The organism is Flavobacterium plurextorum (genome assembly GCF_002217395.1).
Taxonomy (GTDB): Bacteria; Bacteroidota; Bacteroidia; order Flavobacteriales; family Flavobacteriaceae; genus Flavobacterium; species Flavobacterium plurextorum.
The window spans coordinates 84,165-100,182 of record NZ_MUHD01000016.1; the positions used below are offsets into that span (position 1 = coordinate 84,165).

14 protein-coding genes are annotated in these 16,018 nt (G+C 33.6%); 11 read left to right on the plus strand and 3 right to left on the minus strand.

Going from position 1 to position 16,018, the window contains the following annotated elements:
* Window positions 1–36: 36 nt before the first annotated feature.
* On the minus strand, window positions 37–1,557 hold the full coding sequence (locus B0A81_RS09050; RefSeq protein ID WP_089057725.1) for a choice-of-anchor I family protein: 1,521 nt from the start codon (window positions 1,555–1,557) through the stop codon (window positions 37–39).
* 186 nt (window positions 1,558–1,743) lie between these two features.
* On the opposite strand from B0A81_RS09050, the gene B0A81_RS09055 reads away from it, so the two are divergent.
* Window positions 1,744–2,784, plus strand: coding sequence for an agmatine deiminase family protein (locus tag B0A81_RS09055; RefSeq protein WP_089057726.1), 1,041 nt, complete (start codon window positions 1,744–1,746; stop codon window positions 2,782–2,784).
* A gap of 214 nt (window positions 2,785–2,998) precedes the next feature.
* Complete coding sequence (locus B0A81_RS09060; protein ID WP_089057727.1) at window positions 2,999–4,183, plus strand: endonuclease/exonuclease/phosphatase family protein; 1,185 nt, start codon at window positions 2,999–3,001, stop codon at window positions 4,181–4,183.
* A 106-nt stretch (window positions 4,184–4,289) separates the two neighbouring features.
* On the opposite strand, the gene fahA is transcribed toward B0A81_RS09060, so the two are convergent.
* Window positions 4,290–5,573: a fumarylacetoacetase gene (fahA, locus tag B0A81_RS09065; RefSeq protein ID WP_089057728.1), complete on the minus strand. Its 1,284-nt coding sequence runs from the start codon at window positions 5,571–5,573 to the stop codon at window positions 4,290–4,292.
* Window positions 5,574–5,682: 109 nt separating this feature from the next.
* Between fahA and glyA the strand changes: the two genes are divergently transcribed.
* The 6 genes from glyA (at window position 5,683) to B0A81_RS09095 (ending at window position 11,602) form a co-directional block, all read left to right on the plus strand.
* The gene (gene glyA, locus B0A81_RS09070; RefSeq protein WP_089057729.1) at window positions 5,683–6,957 is read left to right on the plus strand and encodes a serine hydroxymethyltransferase; all 1,275 of its coding nucleotides are present in this window, start codon (window positions 5,683–5,685) and stop codon (window positions 6,955–6,957) included.
* Between the two features lie 124 nt (window positions 6,958–7,081).
* On the plus strand, window positions 7,082–7,675 hold the full coding sequence (miaE, locus tag B0A81_RS09075; protein ID WP_089055797.1) for a tRNA-(ms[2]io[6]A)-hydroxylase: 594 nt from the start codon (window positions 7,082–7,084) through the stop codon (window positions 7,673–7,675).
* Between the two features lie 246 nt (window positions 7,676–7,921).
* Window positions 7,922–8,962, plus strand: a complete 1,041-nt coding sequence (locus B0A81_RS09080; RefSeq protein ID WP_089057730.1) for a GMP reductase — start codon at window positions 7,922–7,924, stop codon at window positions 8,960–8,962.
* 20 nt (window positions 8,963–8,982) lie between these two features.
* Window positions 8,983–9,480 carry a GNAT family N-acetyltransferase gene (locus B0A81_RS09085; protein WP_089057731.1) on the plus strand — a complete coding sequence of 166 codons (498 nt, stop codon included), beginning with the start codon at window positions 8,983–8,985 and terminating at the stop codon, window positions 9,478–9,480.
* A 100-nt stretch (window positions 9,481–9,580) separates the two neighbouring features.
* Complete coding sequence (locus B0A81_RS21950) at window positions 9,581–10,147, plus strand: TetR/AcrR family transcriptional regulator (protein ID WP_089057732.1); 567 nt, start codon at window positions 9,581–9,583, stop codon at window positions 10,145–10,147.
* A 39-nt stretch (window positions 10,148–10,186) separates the two neighbouring features.
* Window positions 10,187–11,602: an MFS transporter gene (locus tag B0A81_RS09095; protein ID WP_089057733.1), complete on the plus strand. Its 1,416-nt coding sequence runs from the start codon at window positions 10,187–10,189 to the stop codon at window positions 11,600–11,602.
* On the opposite strand, the gene B0A81_RS09100 is transcribed toward B0A81_RS09095, so the two are convergent.
* Window positions 11,599–12,177, minus strand: coding sequence for a pentapeptide repeat-containing protein (locus B0A81_RS09100; protein WP_089057919.1), 579 nt, complete (start codon window positions 12,175–12,177; stop codon window positions 11,599–11,601). The genes B0A81_RS09095 and B0A81_RS09100 overlap by 4 nt on opposite strands.
* Window positions 12,178–12,335: 158 nt before the next feature.
* Between B0A81_RS09100 and aspA the strand changes: the two genes are divergently transcribed.
* From aspA to B0A81_RS09115, 3 genes are all read left to right on the plus strand, one after another.
* Window positions 12,336–13,745, plus strand: a complete 1,410-nt coding sequence (gene aspA, locus B0A81_RS09105) for an aspartate ammonia-lyase (protein ID WP_089057734.1) — start codon at window positions 12,336–12,338, stop codon at window positions 13,743–13,745.
* A 154-nt stretch (window positions 13,746–13,899) separates the two neighbouring features.
* The gene (locus tag B0A81_RS09110) at window positions 13,900–15,168 is read left to right on the plus strand and encodes a BamA/TamA family outer membrane protein (protein WP_089057735.1); all 1,269 of its coding nucleotides are present in this window, start codon (window positions 13,900–13,902) and stop codon (window positions 15,166–15,168) included.
* 129 nt (window positions 15,169–15,297) lie between these two features.
* Window positions 15,298–15,918 carry an outer membrane beta-barrel protein gene (locus B0A81_RS09115; protein ID WP_089057736.1) on the plus strand — a complete coding sequence of 207 codons (621 nt, stop codon included), beginning with the start codon at window positions 15,298–15,300 and terminating at the stop codon, window positions 15,916–15,918.
* The last annotated feature ends 100 nt before the right edge of the window (window positions 15,919–16,018 follow it).

The following is a 16,018-nucleotide window of genomic DNA, read 5'->3' on the forward strand; positions in this document are numbered from 1 at the left end:
AATATTTCACCCTCTTAATAAATTTGTTAAAATTAACTACTTAAGATCTGGTTGATAGATCTTTATGGTTCCATCACCTTCGCTGCTTACTACAACTAAACTTCTTTTATTAGGGCTTTTTGAAGCTGGAATAAAAAGAAGCCCTTCAGGAGCATCTCCAGTTTTTACCGTTTGCAAATATTGCGGTGAAGCAGGATTTGTTACATCGTAAGTCATAAAAGCATCAGATCTTTCAAGTCCAACGAACAAAATATTTTGATTTCCCATTTTAGCCACAACTACAGCTTCAGGTTCAGATCCTTTGTCATCACTTCGTTTATCATCATAAGTTCCAAATTCATTTGTTTTTTTATCGACATCATTTTTGCTGTCGTAAACAATTTTTCCAGTATTTCCATTCCAAATAGAGAAAGAGCGAGCGCCAAAACTTACCATTTGATCTAAATCGCCGTCTCCGTCAGTATCACCCATATCAGTAACAAGATTAAGTCTTCCTAAATTTGTTTCCAATTTTAAAGTTGCAGCATCTGGGAAAACAGCAGCGTCCAGCTTCATATCTTTCATTCGTTTAATATCTGAGTAAGCCGCATATTCTCTCGCATCTCCTTCGTTAGCTGTAACAAAGTAAGGAACGTTGTTTGCCGAAAAATGACTAATTGCATCTGGCATATACATTCCTTTTACTTTCCATGGATTAAAAGCGATTTTGTCATCTTTATCGCTTACATCAATCGCATTTTCAGCAGTGTTAAAATCTTTTAAACCAAGCGGATAGATAGCTGTAATTGTTTTTGAAGTTAAATCTACCTTTGCAACACCATTATTTTCTTGAAGAGTAACCCATGCTGTTTTCGAATCATCTGAAATGGTAATATATTCTGGTTCAATATCCTGAGCGAAACTTTTTGCAAATTTAGAAATCCTAAATCCATCTTTTGCTAATGCTGCAGCTTGACTGCTGAACGAGCTGAAATCAAGGGTTGTAACATTATAAGTACTAGTATCAATGATTGAGATTGTTCCGTTAGGATCCAATGAATAATCTGTATTTGGCTCTCCTTCATTTGCAGTCATAATATATTTACCATCAGGAGAAAATGTAATCATATCTGGCAAAGCTCCAACAGTTACTTGTTTTATTAAGCTGTAATCACTTGTATTGAAAATTACAACTTTTCCGTTTTCTTGTTTATTTGTTGTTGATTCTAAAGCAACAGCAAGTTTTCCATTATACACAGAAACGCTGTTTGATGCACCTTCGTAAGGTGTTAAATCAATTTTTCCAATTTTTGCAGGTTTACTTGGATCTGATAAATCAATTACATCAATTTGATTTGTTCCACTATTATTTACTGTAAAAAGTTTCTTAGTTTTCTCGCAGTAAGCAGAAATTTCTGCAGCAGCTTCTCCACCTATTGTGATTGACCCAATTTCTTTAAAGGTTGCTGGGTTTTCATTTGCAACAATTTCGTTTTCTTCATTTTTTGAGTTTTCATCGTTATTACAGCTTGTCATAAGAGCTAATGCTGCTAATAATGTGATACTTAATTTTTTCATTTGTTAGTTTTTTAGTTTCGCCAAATGTAATTAGCGAATCTCGGCAGAATATTAAGCCTTCATTATTTAATCTTTAACTTAATTTTTAGAAGATAATAATGATGAAATATCAGATGATTTCTATTCAAATGTTTTAAAATCCTAACGAATGTTTATCTTTGTACTCTTTCAAAATAGAACCTTTTTATGTCAACAAATAATAGAAGATTTCCAGCAGAATGGGAAAAGCAGCAAGGAATTGTATTGTGTTTTCCTCATAATGGTAATGACTGGCCGGGAAAATATGAAGCTGTTCAATGGGCTTTTGTAGAATTTATAAAAAAAGCAGCAACATTTGAAACTGTGTTTTTAGTTGTGGCCGACGAAAAACTAAAAGAAAAAGTTGCCGATATGCTTGAGAGAGCTCGTGTAAACATTAATAACATCTCATTTATCATTCATAAAACCAACAGAAGCTGGATGCGTGATTCTGGGCCGATTATTGTGAAAAATGGTTCAAAAAGAGAAGCATTGAACTTTAATTTCAATGGATGGGCGAAATACAAAAACTATCAATTGGATAAGTTTGTTCCTGGTAAAATAGCTGATTTTATTGACGTGCCTTTAACTCAAGTTACGTACAAAGGAAAACCAGTAATTGTAGAAGGTGGTGCGATTGATGTAAATGGAAAAGGAACTTTACTTACTTCCGAAGAGTGTTTGATGCATCCTACTATTCAGGTTCGAAATCAAGGTTTTACAAAAGAAGATTACGAAGCTGTTTTTAAAGAATATCTAGGCGTTACGAATGTAATTTGGCTGGGTGACGGAATCGAAGGCGATGATACTCATGGTCATATCGATGATTTATGCCGATTTGTAAATGAAGATACGATTGTAACAATTGTTGAAACAGATAAAAATGATTCAAATTACAAACCTTTACAGGATAACTTGAAACGCTTGCAAAATGCAAAATTAGAAAACGGGAAATCGCCTGTTATTGTGGCGCTTCCGATGCCAAAACGTGTAGATTTCGAGGATTTAAGATTGCCTGCGAGTTATGCTAATTTCTTAATCTTAAATAATTGCGTTTTAGTACCAATATTTAACGACAGCAACGATCGCGTGGCTTTAAATATTTTAGCTGAGTGTTTCCCTGATAGAGAAGTAATCGGAATAAGTTGTATTGATTTTATTTGGGGATTTGGAACTTTGCATTGCTTAAGTCAGCAGATTCCTGCGTAAAAATAGCAGCCACAGATTCTAAAATAATCGTTTTGTTTTTTTTATCTGTGATGAAATTATCAGATACAAAGAGACTTTCTTATATTATTTAAGCTGTCATCAAAAGTGGCAGCTTTTTTTTGTTGTATTTTTAAGAGACAAATTTGTTCTGTGTCTCAGTATCCTTCTTATTATACTTATGTTTAACAATGCAGAAATGCAGATTTAATTTTATATGAAGAAAATATTTTTCATTCTTTTCATACTTTCTTTCGAAGTTCTATTTTCACAGTCAGAATCGCAGAAAAAAACTGAGCTTACATTTGCGACCTACAATGTGAGTATGGAATCTGATAATTATTCTCCCAAAGGCGCAATGGGAAAATCGGAGCAAATATTGATTTATCAGCTTAATTCAGGGCATAATACTCAGATCAGAAATATTGCCGAGATTATTCAGACTGTTCGTCCGGACGTTATTTTGCTAAACGAATTTGACTATATTAAAGATCCTGAACTTGGTGTAAAGGCGTTTATAAAAAACTATTTAAATGTAAGCCAAGGCAGAGCAACGGCTATTGACTATCCTTACTACTATTATTCCACAGTGAATACTGGTCAGCCAAGTCCGTACGATTTGAACAATGATGGAAAGTTTAACAATTTTGGAAATGATGCATGGGGATATGGTATGTATCCTGGGCAATATGGGATGGTGCTTTTGTCTAAATATCCAATTGATGTTAAGGCAGTTCGTACTTTTCAATATTTTAAATGGAAAGATATGCCAGGAGCATTGCTTACTCAAAAAGCCGATGGATCGGATTGGTACAGTAAGAAAGCATGGAAGGAATTTCCATTATCTTCAAAATCTCATTGGGATGTTCCTGTAGAGATTGGTGATAAAACAGTTCATTTTTTAGTCAGTCATCCAACTCCTCCTACTTTTGATGGTGATGAAGATCGAAATGGAAAAAGAAATCATGATGAAATCCGATTCTGGAGAGATTATATTTCAGACAATTCAGCTTCGTATATTTATGATGACAAAGGGAAAAAAGGTGGTTTGCCTCCGGATTCTCGATTTGTGATATTGGGTGATCAAAATGCTTCACCAGTTGAGAGGGATGCCATTAGAGAAGGTATAAAGTCATTAATAGAGAGCCCGAAAATTAATAACGATTTTACGCCTGCTAGTAAAGGTGGTGCGGGATATAGTCCCAAAAATCCTTTTGGAGTTAATCATACAGCCTTTTGGAGAATGCGAGCTGATTACGTATTACCATCCAGACTTGGTTTTAAGGTTGTCGATAGCGGTGTATTCTGGCCTGCAAAAGGCGAACCAATGTCAGAATTAGTCGAAAAACGGGAGTCAAGTTCCGATCATCGTTTGGTTTGGATAAAGGTGATCTTAGAATAAATTGCTTTTTCTTATCGTTTTTTCAAGATTAAATATAAAGCATAAAAAAACCTTGGTTCTCACCAAGGTTTTTTTATTACTGTATATCTTCAGATTGATCCGCTCTTCATTGTCTGATGAATGGAGGCAATAATTGACTTGAAACTTCTCCAAATCCAATTCGTACTTCATTATTTTCACAGAAACCTCTAATAATTACCGTGTCGTTATCTTCAATAAATTTACGTTCAGTACCGTCATTTAACTTAAGAGGATTTTTTCCGCCCCAAGTCAACTCTAACATAGAACCAAAACTATCAGGAGTTGGTCCCGAAATAGTTCCTGAACCCATCATATCACCAGAATTAACGCGACATCCGTTTGAAGTATGATGTGCTAATTGCTGACTCATTGACCAGTACAAATATTTGAAGTTTGATTTAGAAACGACAGTTTCTTCTTGCTCATCAGGTTTTATTGAAACTTCTAAATGAATATCAAATGCTTTTTTTCCTTTTGTTTGTAAATAAGGAAGCGGAGTAGGATCCTGCTTAGGTCCTTTTGTTCTAAAAGGTTCTAAAGCATCCATAGTCACAATCCACGGAGAAATTGAAGTCGCAAAGTTTTTAGCTAAAAATGGCCCAAGTGGCACATATTCCCATTTTTGAATATCACGTGCGCTCCAGTCATTTAGTAAAACCATACCAAAAATATAATCTTCGGCTTCATAGGTTGAAATGTTTTCACCCATTACATTCACGTCAGTCGTAATAAAAGCAGTTTCCAATTCAAAATCAACTAAACGAGACGGTCCGAAAACAGGGTATTTTTCACCTGCCGGTAAAGTTTGTCCCATTGGCCTGTGAACCGGAATTCCTGACGGAACAATTGTTGAACTTCTACCGTGGTAACCTACTGGAATATGCAACCAGTTTGGAAGAAGTGCATTCTCAGGATCACGGAACATTTTACCTACGTTTGTAGCGTGCTCTCTGCTTGAGTAAAAGTCAGTATAATCACCAATTAAAACTGGAAGCTGCATTTCTACATCATCGATGTTAAAAATAACAATATCTCTGTCTTTTGTTGAATCTCTTAGTTGTGGATTGGTTTCGTCGAAAATCTCTGCAATGCGATTTCGAACTAAACGCCATGTTTTTTTTCCATCAGAAATAAAATCATTAAGCGTATCTTGTATAAACATATCGTCAGTCAAATCAATTCCTGCGAAATAGTTCAATTGTTGTAAAGCCCCTAAATCTATAGCGTAATCGCCAATTCTTGTTCCTACAGTCACGATATTTTCTTTAGTAAGAAATACACCGAAAGGAATGTTTTGAATAGGGAAGTCGCTATTTTCTGGTACTTCTAACCATGATTTTCTTTTGGTATCGTTGGCGGTTATTGGCATGTTGAATGTTAATTATTTGTTGAAAAATTACTTGTCAAATATATCATAATCTAACAGTATCACAAACGTTTTTTTGTATTTTTGCAGGAAATTAACGAAAAACGAAAAAATGCAACGCGACGAACAAATTTTTAATCTTATCCTAGAGGAAAAAGATAGACAAATTCACGGATTAGAACTTATCGCTTCAGAAAATTTTGTAAGTGATGAAGTAATGCAAGCAGCAGGGTCTGTTTTAACTAATAAATATGCCGAGGGGTATCCTGGCAAAAGATACTACGGCGGTTGCGAAGTAGTTGACGTTATTGAGCAAATTGCTATTGACAGAGCAAAAGAATTGTTTGGTGCTGAATATGCAAACGTACAGCCTCACTCAGGTTCACAAGCAAATACATCTGTATATCATGCTTGTTTAAATCCTGGTGATACAATTTTAGGATTTGATTTATCTCATGGTGGCCACTTAACTCATGGTTCTCCAGTTAACTTTTCTGGTCGTTTGTATCGTCCAGTTTTCTACGGTGTAGATGCTGAAACTGGTCGTTTAGATTATGACAAAATCCAAGAAATTGCTACAAAAGAACAGCCAAAATTAATTATCGCAGGAGCTTCGGCTTATTCTCGTGATATGGATTTTGCTCGTTTCAGACAAATCGCAGACAGCGTAGGAGCAATTTTATTTGCTGATATTTCTCACCCTGCAGGTTTAATTGCAAAAGGTTTGATGAATGATCCAATCCCTCATTGTCATATTGTTTCAACAACAACTCACAAAACATTACGCGGACCTCGTGGAGGTTTGATCTTAATGGGGAAAGATTTTGAAAACCCACAAGGTTTAAAAACTCCAAAAGGAGAAATCAGAATGATGTCTTCATTATTAGATTTAGCTGTTTTCCCTGGAAATCAAGGAGGACCTTTAATGCATATTATTGCAGCAAAAGCAGTTGCTTTTGGTGAAGCTCTTAAAGATGAATTCTTTACATACGCAATGCAATTACAAAAAAATGCAAATGCAATGGCTGATGCTTTCGTAAAAAGAGGTTACAATATTATTTCTGGAGGTACAGATAATCACATGATGCTTATTGACTTAAGAAATAAAAATATTTCTGGTAAAGAAGCTGAAAATGCATTAGTAAAAGCAGAAATTACTGTAAATAAAAATATGGTTCCATTTGATGATAAATCACCATTTGTAACTTCTGGAATCCGTGTAGGAACAGCTGCAATCACAACTCGTGGTTTAGTTGAAAAAGACATGGAAACTATTGTTGCACTTATTGATAAAGTTCTTACAGATCATACAAATGAAGATGTTATCGAAGAAGTTGCTGAACAAGTAAACGAAATGATGAGCGAAAGACCAATTTTTGCTTACTAAAAAATAGTTTCAAGTTTAAAGTTTCAAGTTTAAAGTTTTGGACTGTTCAAAAGACGGTTTAGAACTTTAAACTTTTTTCGTTACTAAAAGAACCTGAAACCTGAAACAAAAAAAACAAAAAACCATGGGCGTACTAAGATTACAATTGCCAACCGACCCTAGATGGGTAAATATTGTTGAGAAAAATATAGAGGAAATCTTGACAGATCATGCATGGTGCGAGCAAAAAGCAGCAACAAATGCGATTACAATTATCACTAATAATTCAGAACATCAAGATTTAGTTCAGGATTTATTGGCTTTAGCCAAAGAAGAAATCGATCATTTTGAACAAGTTCACAATATCATTATTAAAAGAGGATTAAAGCTTGGACGAGAACGTAAAGACGATTATGTAAATGAACTTTATTTATATATGAAGAAAAGCGGCGACGGAAGCCGTGTTTCAGGTTTAGTAGAGCGATTATTATTTTCTGCAATGATCGAAGCCAGAAGCTGTGAACGTTTCAAAGTGCTTTCTGAAAATATTAAAGATGAAGAACTAGCCGTTTTTTACAGAGAATTAATGGAAAGTGAAGCAGGTCATTATACAACCTTTATTACTTATGCAAGAAAATACGGAGTTGGAATAGATGTTGAAAAACGCTGGAGAGAATGGTTGGAATTTGAAGAATCAATTATTACCAATTACGGAAAAGGTGAAACTATTCACGGGTAGATTTTTTAAGTATTCAGTGTTCAGATTTTAGTGTTCAGTTTCAGTTTTTTTTTAGTTTTTACGTTTGTCAGGCTGAGCGAGGTCGAAGCCTATTAAAAGTATAGAAAGAAAAAAACTTTTAAATCCGCATTTTCGCGATAGCGAATCAGGTTAATCAGCGTTCAGAATTTTAGGATTTTATAATCTAAAATCTAAAGCCTGCAATCTAAAATTCCTTATATTTGAGAGTAACCAAAATCTTGAACTATGAGAATAGAAACTGATCTGAAACTAGGATTTAAAGATGTAATGATTCGCCCGAAAAGGTCTACACTAAAAAGCAGATCTGAAGTCTCTCTCGAACGAAATTTCAAGTTTTTGCACAGTACAGCAGATTGGACAGGAATTCCAATTATGGCAGCAAATATGGATACAGTTGGTACTTTTGAAATGGCGCAGGTTTTGGCAAAAGAAAAACTTTTTACCGCAATTCATAAGCATTATACTTTAGAGGAATGGAATAGTTTTCTAAAAAATGTTACTCCAGATTTCTATAATTATATTGCCATAAGTACAGGAACAGGAAAAGAAGATTTCGAAAAAATTGGAACAATAGTTACTGCAAACCCGCTCTTAAAATTTATTTGTATTGATGTTGCCAATGGATATTCAGAACATTTTGCCCAGTTTTTAAAGCAAACACGAAAACAATATTCAGATAAAGTCATTATTGCCGGCAATGTCGTTACAGGCGAAATGGTAGAAGAATTACTTTTGGCTGGTGCCGATATTGTAAAAGTTGGTATTGGACCAGGTTCTGTTTGTACAACACGAGTGAAAACTGGTGTTGGTTATCCGCAGCTTTCTGCAATTATTGAATGTGCCGATGCTGCTCATGGTTTAGGCGGACATATTATAAGTGACGGCGGCTGTACAACTCCGGGCGATGTTGCAAAAGCTTTTGGAGCAGGTTCAGATTTTGTAATGTTAGGCGGAATGCTCGCGGGACATACTGAAAGCGGAGGGGAGCTGATTGAAATAAATGGTGAAAAATTTAAACAATTTTACGGAATGAGCTCAACAACTGCAATGGACAAACACGTTGGAGGTGTTGCAGAATATAGAGCAAGCGAAGGAAAAACAGTTCAGGTGCCTTTTAAAGGGAATGTCATTCAAACTGTTTTGGATATTTTAGGAGGATTACGAAGCACTTGCACTTATGTTGGAGCTCCAAGATTAAAAGAACTTTCTAAGCGAACTACATTTATTAGAGTAAGCGAACAGGAAAATCAAGTTTTTACAATTTAAAAGAATTTTCAGAATATAATATGATTACAATTTCAGACGCAGGAGTAAACGATGTTAAAATAATTCAAGAAATTACAAATATCACTTGGCCAATTACGTACGGCAGTATTTTATCTAAAACACAGTTAGACTACATGTTAGGGTTGTTTTATTCAGATAAAACTTTAATCAAACAAATAGAAGATAAAGAACAATTGTTTTACTTAATTTTAGATTCAGAATCAACAATAGGATTCATTGGAATTGAGCATAATTACAAAAATGAAGCTGTAACTAAAATTCATAAAGTATATCTTTTACCTGAAACTCAAGGAAAAGGGTATGGGAAAATAGTTTTCGATTTAATTGAAAAATTAGCTTTAGAAAATAATTCTACTGCGCTTTTATTAAATGTAAACCGTTTCAACACAGCATTGAATTTCTATAAAAAAATCGGTTTCGATGTGAAGGAAGAAGTGGATATCGAAATTGGAAATGGTTATTTAATGGAAGATTTTGTGATGGGAAAATCATTGTAATCTTTGATTAGTTAAATTCAAACTTCAAGTTTTTATTAATTAGAAATACATTGTATAGATAGATCTATCTATTTTGTTGTATCTTTGAAAAAAAAAGAGAATGGAACAGAAAATCAGCGTAAAAGAAAGAATACTTGAAACGGCCTCTCGTTTGTTTTATCATCAAGGATATAACAGCACGGGAATTAACCAAATTATTGCTGAAGCAGGTATTGCTATTGGTTCTCTTTATAAGCATTATCAATCAAAGAGCGATTTGTTATACCATTATCTTGAACAGCAAGAAATCGAGTATTTTGCTAATCTCGATGACTTTTTAAAAGAGGAGAAAGACCCAATACAAAAATTACTTAAACTAATAGATTACCGTATTAAATTGCAAGACGAGTCTAATTGTTCCGGTTGTCATTTTATCAAAGTAAATGCTGAAATTGGACGGGAAGATAAAAAAATAAAGCAGTTTATCATTTCGCATAAAAAGCGTCAAAGTGATTATATTGATACTCTAATTACTAAAATTAGTGTAGTTAAAAATCTGCCGTTAGAAAAAAATGCATTGCAGAATACAATCTTTTTAATGATAGAAGGAGCGGTAGTTTCTGCAAGTATACACGGAAACACTGACGATCTCAAAGCTGTAAAAAACACTTTAAAACAGCTACTCTAATTTTTTTTAACCTTAAATAGATAGATCATTCTATATATTATGAAAAATAAATATATTTCATTACTTATATTATTACTTGGGCATTTGCTAACCATTTTGGATATTTTTATTGTTAACATTGCTATTCCGTCAATTCAACGCGGACTTGGTTCCAGTAATGCGAAAATTCAGTTAGTGGTTGCGATGTATATGGTTGGGTTTGCATCTTTTTTAATAATTGGAGGTAAAATGGGGGATTATTACGGAAGAAAAAGAATATTTATTATAGGAATGATTCTATTTATGGTTTGCTCTGCAGGATGTGGTTTTGCAGGAACTACAGACCAGCTTATTTTACTTAGATTTTTTCAAGGAATAAGTGCGGCTTTAATGTCGTCGCAAGTTTTATCTTATATACAAGTTCTTTTTACTGATCATAAGGAGCGTACGTACGCAATGGGTTGGTACGGAATTGCAATTGGTATTGGTACTATACTGGGGCAATTTTTAGGAGGTTTTCTTGTAGAGCTAAAGCCTTTATTTATTGATCATTCTTGGCGTTATATATTTTTAATAAATGTGCCTATTTGTGCTGCAGGTATTTTGCTCGCTATTCGCTTTCTTAATCATTCTAGAGACTATTCTTCCTTGCAAATGGATTATTTGAGTGCTTGTATATTATGCGCAGGTCTTGCAATGCTGGTTTTTTCTATGGCTGTAGGATTAGAACAAAGCAGTCAAGCTGTCATTAGTCTGCCTGTGTCAATTATATTAATTCTTATTTTTATTATTAGACAAATAAGAAGAAAATCTAAGAAAAAAGAACCTTTATTAAACTTAGAACTTTTTGCCAATAGAAATTTTAATATGGCAGTTTCAGCATCTGCACTTTTTATGTTGATGCTCGATGCTTATTTTTTTGTACTTGCGATTTTTTTACAAGAAGGAATTCGACTTTCTCCAATGCATGCAGGATATTTTATTGTATTTCAAGGGAGCGGTTTTATTCTGTCCTCTTTTTTTTCTGCCAAACTAGTACTGCGTTATGGAAAAGTTGTATTGATTATTGGTGCACTGCTGCTTATAGTTGCACTTATTTTACAACTTGTACTTTTTTATTGCCAAACATTTGATTTTAGAGGATATTTTGTAATGTTTTTACATGGTGCCGGCGTTGCATTGGTTTTGCCCTCATTTGCTAATATTGCTTTGAAAGATTTACCTCAAAATCTAATAGGAAATGCTTCAGGAGTTTATTCTACATTGCAGCAATTGTTTGGTGCTTTAGGAATTACTATTACTGGAAGTGTGTTTTACTATTTAACAAAAGGAAACACAGACTTTCTACATTTTTATAATGCTTTTTTCTATGGTACGCTTATCCATTTATTCTGTTTGACAAGTGTTTTGTTGATTTTGTTCTTATTGCCAAATTCAGTACTTCCTAAAAAAAAACAGATTAATGTTACTTATTAACTCACAAGTACATCATGTTTAAACAATAAACCTTTCAATTCTTTTAAAGCAAAAACGGCTTTCTTAAGCTTCGTTTTTGATGGATCAATTGTATAATTATAACTCGTTCTAAAATCGGCTTTGTTGGCAATAGCTCTATCAAACTCGGAGCGGTATAAATCGCAATTGTCAAAAATAACATTGGTTAAATCGGCAGCCATAAAATCGACGGCAATTAAACTGCAATTGACAAATGGAGTTCCCTTTATTTTTAAAGTATAAAATTTTGAAAAATCCAAAATGCAATCAGTAAAACTGACTTCAAAAATCAGTTTGTCACACATGGCGAAGTTTACTTCTTTAATTTCACATCGATTAAAAGAAGCTGTTCTAAAAGCAACATAATTAATCTTTGCTTCATTAAAAATGCAATCGTTAAAAACGCAGTCAATAAAAGTAACAGCAAGAAAAGTACAGGCAGAAAAGTTACAATTATTAAAAACGCAGCATTCAAAATCTTTAAAATTCAGATCGTCTTTGTCGTAAATAATAGTATTAAACTCTTTATCAAGAAAATATTCGCTTTCTTTTTTCAACTCTGTTTTGATAATTGTTTGAGAGTGAAAAGGTAATAATTTAGAATAAAATATTCTATGCAAATCGTAAATCATTTTGTTTTCATTCACATTTTTAATGCATAATTTGATGTAGCTTTACATTTATTTTTAAGTTAAAAACATAGCAATTTTATTATATGGAATCAACAAGAAAGGAACATGATTTTCTGGGAGAGCTGGAAATACCTAATCATTTATACTACGGAATCCAGACTTTTAGAGCGGTAGAGAATTTTAATATTACAGGAATTCCTATTTCTAAAGAGCCTTTGTTCATCAAAGCTTTAGGATATGTAAAAAAAGCTGCTGCTTTGGCAAACAAAGACTGCGGTGCATTAGATCCTAAAATTGCCGAGGCGATTTGTTACGGAAGTGATCAAGTAATTGCTGGTAAATTTAATGACGAATTTGTGAGTGATTTAATTCAAGGCGGTGCAGGAACATCTGTAAATATGAATGCTAATGAAGTGATTGCAAACATTGGACTTGAATATTTGGGACATAAAAAAGGCGAATACAGCTTTTTACATCCAAATAATCATGTAAATTGTTCACAGTCTACAAACGATGCATATCCATCAGCATTTAGAATTGCATTGTTTCTAAAAATGGAAAGTTTCATTAAAACGCTTTCTGGATTAGAAATCGCTTTTGCAAAGAAAGGTGAGGAGTTTAAAGAAGTTCTAAAAATGGGAAGAACACAGCTGCAAGATGCTGTACCGATGACTTTAGGGCAGGAATTTAAAGCATATGCGACTACGATTGGTGAAGATATTCAGCGTTTAAGAAATGCTCAGGAATTATTACTGGAAATCAATATGGGAGCAACTGCAATTGGAACGAAAGTAAATGCACCTGAAGGTTATCCTGAAATTTGCGTGAAATATCTAGCTGAAGAAGTTGGAATTGCATTAACGCTGTCTCCAGATTTAATCGAAGCAACGGTTGATACTGGAGCATACGTACAGATTATGGGAACATTAAAACGTTCTGCAGTTAAGATTTCTAAAATCTGTAACGATTTAAGATTATTAAGTTCAGGGCCGAGAACAGGTTTAAACGAAATTAATCTGCCTGCACGTCAGCCAGGTTCGTCTATAATGCCAGGAAAAGTAAATCCGGTAATTCCAGAAGTAGTAAACCAAACCTGTTTTTATGTAATTGGTCAGGATTTAACGGTTACGATGGCCGCAGAAGCAGGACAATTGCAATTGAATGTTATGGAGCCTGTAATCGCTTTTGCAATGTTTACATCGCTTGATTATCTTTCAAATGCAATTCAGACTTTAATTGATAAATGTATCAACGGAATTACGGCAAATGTTGATCACTGTTATAATATGGTAATGAACAGCATCGGAATTGTAACACAATTAAATCCAATTATTGGCTACGAAGAAAGCGCAAGTATTGCCGGTGAAGCTTTGAAAACAAATAAAAGTGTACATCAAATTGCTGTTTTAGAAAGAAAGCTGATAACACAAGAAAAATGGGATGAAATTTATTCATTAGAAAATTTAATTCATCCAAAGTTTATTACGAAATAGTTAATTCTATATAATTAGTTAATAGGAACCGTCAATGCAAATTGACGGTTTTTTTATACAATTAAACGCATTAAATTTTAGTAATGTATTGAAAATAAGCTATATTTACATTAGGTTTGAATGTGGTTTTAGTAGAAATTAAAACTTTTAAAGAGTGAAATTCTTAGAAAATACTTATTTTGAACACATCCTGAAACTAGCATTCTTGCTTCTTTTTACGCCTTTATATTTAAATGCACAATCAGAGACAAATAATTCAGAAATATGCGCACCTAAAACTATTTTTGAAGTCTTTAAAAAGAAAGATTCTATTTATATTGTTAAACCTACCAAAAGCAACTTTTTTCTTGTAATTCCGGCAATTGGCTCACAACCAGCGACCGGATTTTTTTTTGGCGGTGTTGCGCAATACACGTTTAAAGGCAAACAAGAAGCTGATAAATATTCTGTCGCAAATCTTGGAATTATTTACACTTTGAAGAAGCAATGGATGATCAATGTGAAAAATAATATTTTGTTGAAGAATAATAGAATTTTTCTAAGCGGTGATTATCGTCTATATATTTTCTCACAGCCCAATTACGGTTTAGGCACCGATATTATTCCGCCTCGTCGCGATCGAGATCCAAGTTTTAGTATCGACTCAATTGCGCAATCAATGGATTATAATTATTTTAAGTTTCATCAAACGGCTTCTTTTGAAGTAAGAAAGAATTTTTATGTAGGCGGAGGTGTAAATATTGATTGGTACACTAATATAAACGACAAAGAGTTGGATGTCGCTAACGGCAATTTAACTTACCATTACAATTACAGTCAGCTGCACGGATTTGACAATTTAGAATATTTTCTAACAGGAGTAAGTTTTAATATGGTATACGATTCACGAGATAATCAAGTGAATTCGAATCGAGGCTGGTTCGCCAATGTTAATTATCGTTTTAATCCTGTTTTATTTGATAATCAGCAATACAGTAATGTTTTGTATACAGAATTCAGACAGTTTATTCCGTTATCACGTAAAAACGACCGTTATATTTTGGGAATCTGGGCCTACGGACAGTTTGTAACACGAGGAAAGGTGCCTTATTTAAATTTGCCTGCAATAGGCTGGGATCAGCGCAGCAGGAGTGGAGAAGGTTATACACAAGGTTTGTTTAGAGGAGATGGATTGATTTATCTGTCTACAGAACTTCGATTCCCCATTACTTGCAATCAAATGATTAGCGGTACCATTTTTACCAATTTTGTGACAGCTAGTAATAACGATGCAAATACATCTCTATTTCATGCAATTCAGCCGGCAGCGGGTATTGGATTAAGAATTCTAATTGATAAAAAAACTCGAACAAATTTAATCGTTGATTATGCATGGGGAAATAGTTCTAAAGGATTCTATTTGAATGCTGGTGAAACATTTTGAAAAATGTAAACAAATGTTTTCTAATTGGTTAAGTATTTGTGAGTGTGATTTTTTTTGTTAAAAAAAGATTAAAATTCAGAAGAAAAAACTTAAATTTGAGTTCCCTATTAACTTTCAAAAACAAAATTTATGAAAAAGTACAGTTTATTTTTAGTTTTTTTCCTATTTGCAATAGGAATGAATGCACAAGATGCGAGGTCATTTTCTCTTAATTTGTATGGTGGTTACAATTTTTCGGACAGCATCAATTATGATGGTTATTCAGCAACAGTTGAAGATGGTTTTCAATATGGAGCCGGTTTCGAGTATTTCTTTTCAACAAACAATTCGGTTGAATTAAAATACTTAAGAGCTGATACTAAAATACCATTTTATGGTCCAACTGGAAATCAAATCAATGCTGGAAATGATAAAGGAGCTTTCAATTTTATTCTTGCAGATTTTACTCATTATTTCGATACAGGATCAAATCTTTTACCTTATCTAGGCGCTGGAGCGGGAGTTGGTATCATTGAAACACCTCAGGGCGGAAGTGGTACTTATTTTGCATGGGACATAAAAGGAGGGGTAAAGATCAAAACTGCATCATCAGTCTCTGTAAATATTAATGCCTATTTACAATCTATGTCAGCAGCGGTTGGTGAGAGTTATTATTGGACATATTGGTATGGACCAGTTGCAGTTGATGATTATGTTTCTACTTTTCAGTTTGGTTTAGGAGCTGTATTGAGCTTTAATTTCAAAAACTAGTATTAAACAACCCAATTTTAGTATATAAAAAAGCAACTTATTCTGAGTTGCTTTTTTTTTGCATCAAAATCTTAGTAATTGTTCATAATAAAATCATAAT

Excerpts from the sequence above, each read along its gene's own strand:
- aspA (WP_089057734.1), top strand. The coding sequence starts at position 12,336 with ATGGAATCAACAAGAAAGGAACATGATTTTCTGGGAGAGCTGGAAATA.
- miaE (WP_089055797.1), top strand. The coding sequence starts at position 7,082 with ATGGGCGTACTAAGATTACAATTGCCAACCGACCCTAGATGGGTAAAT.
- B0A81_RS09095 (WP_089057733.1), top strand. The coding sequence starts at position 10,187 with ATGAAAAATAAATATATTTCATTACTTATATTATTACTTGGGCATTTG.
- B0A81_RS09080 (WP_089057730.1), top strand. The coding sequence starts at position 7,922 with ATGAGAATAGAAACTGATCTGAAACTAGGATTTAAAGATGTAATGATT.
- B0A81_RS09085 (WP_089057731.1), top strand. The coding sequence starts at position 8,983 with ATGATTACAATTTCAGACGCAGGAGTAAACGATGTTAAAATAATTCAA.
- B0A81_RS09115 (WP_089057736.1), top strand. The coding sequence starts at position 15,298 with ATGAAAAAGTACAGTTTATTTTTAGTTTTTTTCCTATTTGCAATAGGA.
- B0A81_RS09050 (WP_089057725.1), bottom strand. The coding sequence starts at position 1,557 with ATGAAAAAATTAAGTATCACATTATTAGCAGCATTAGCTCTTATGACA.
- glyA (WP_089057729.1), top strand. The coding sequence starts at position 5,683 with ATGCAACGCGACGAACAAATTTTTAATCTTATCCTAGAGGAAAAAGAT.
- B0A81_RS09055 (WP_089057726.1), top strand. The coding sequence starts at position 1,744 with ATGTCAACAAATAATAGAAGATTTCCAGCAGAATGGGAAAAGCAGCAA.
- B0A81_RS21950 (WP_089057732.1), top strand. The coding sequence starts at position 9,581 with ATGGAACAGAAAATCAGCGTAAAAGAAAGAATACTTGAAACGGCCTCT.
- B0A81_RS09060 (WP_089057727.1), top strand. The coding sequence starts at position 2,999 with ATGAAGAAAATATTTTTCATTCTTTTCATACTTTCTTTCGAAGTTCTA.
- fahA (WP_089057728.1), bottom strand. The coding sequence starts at position 5,573 with ATGCCAATAACCGCCAACGATACCAAAAGAAAATCATGGTTAGAAGTA.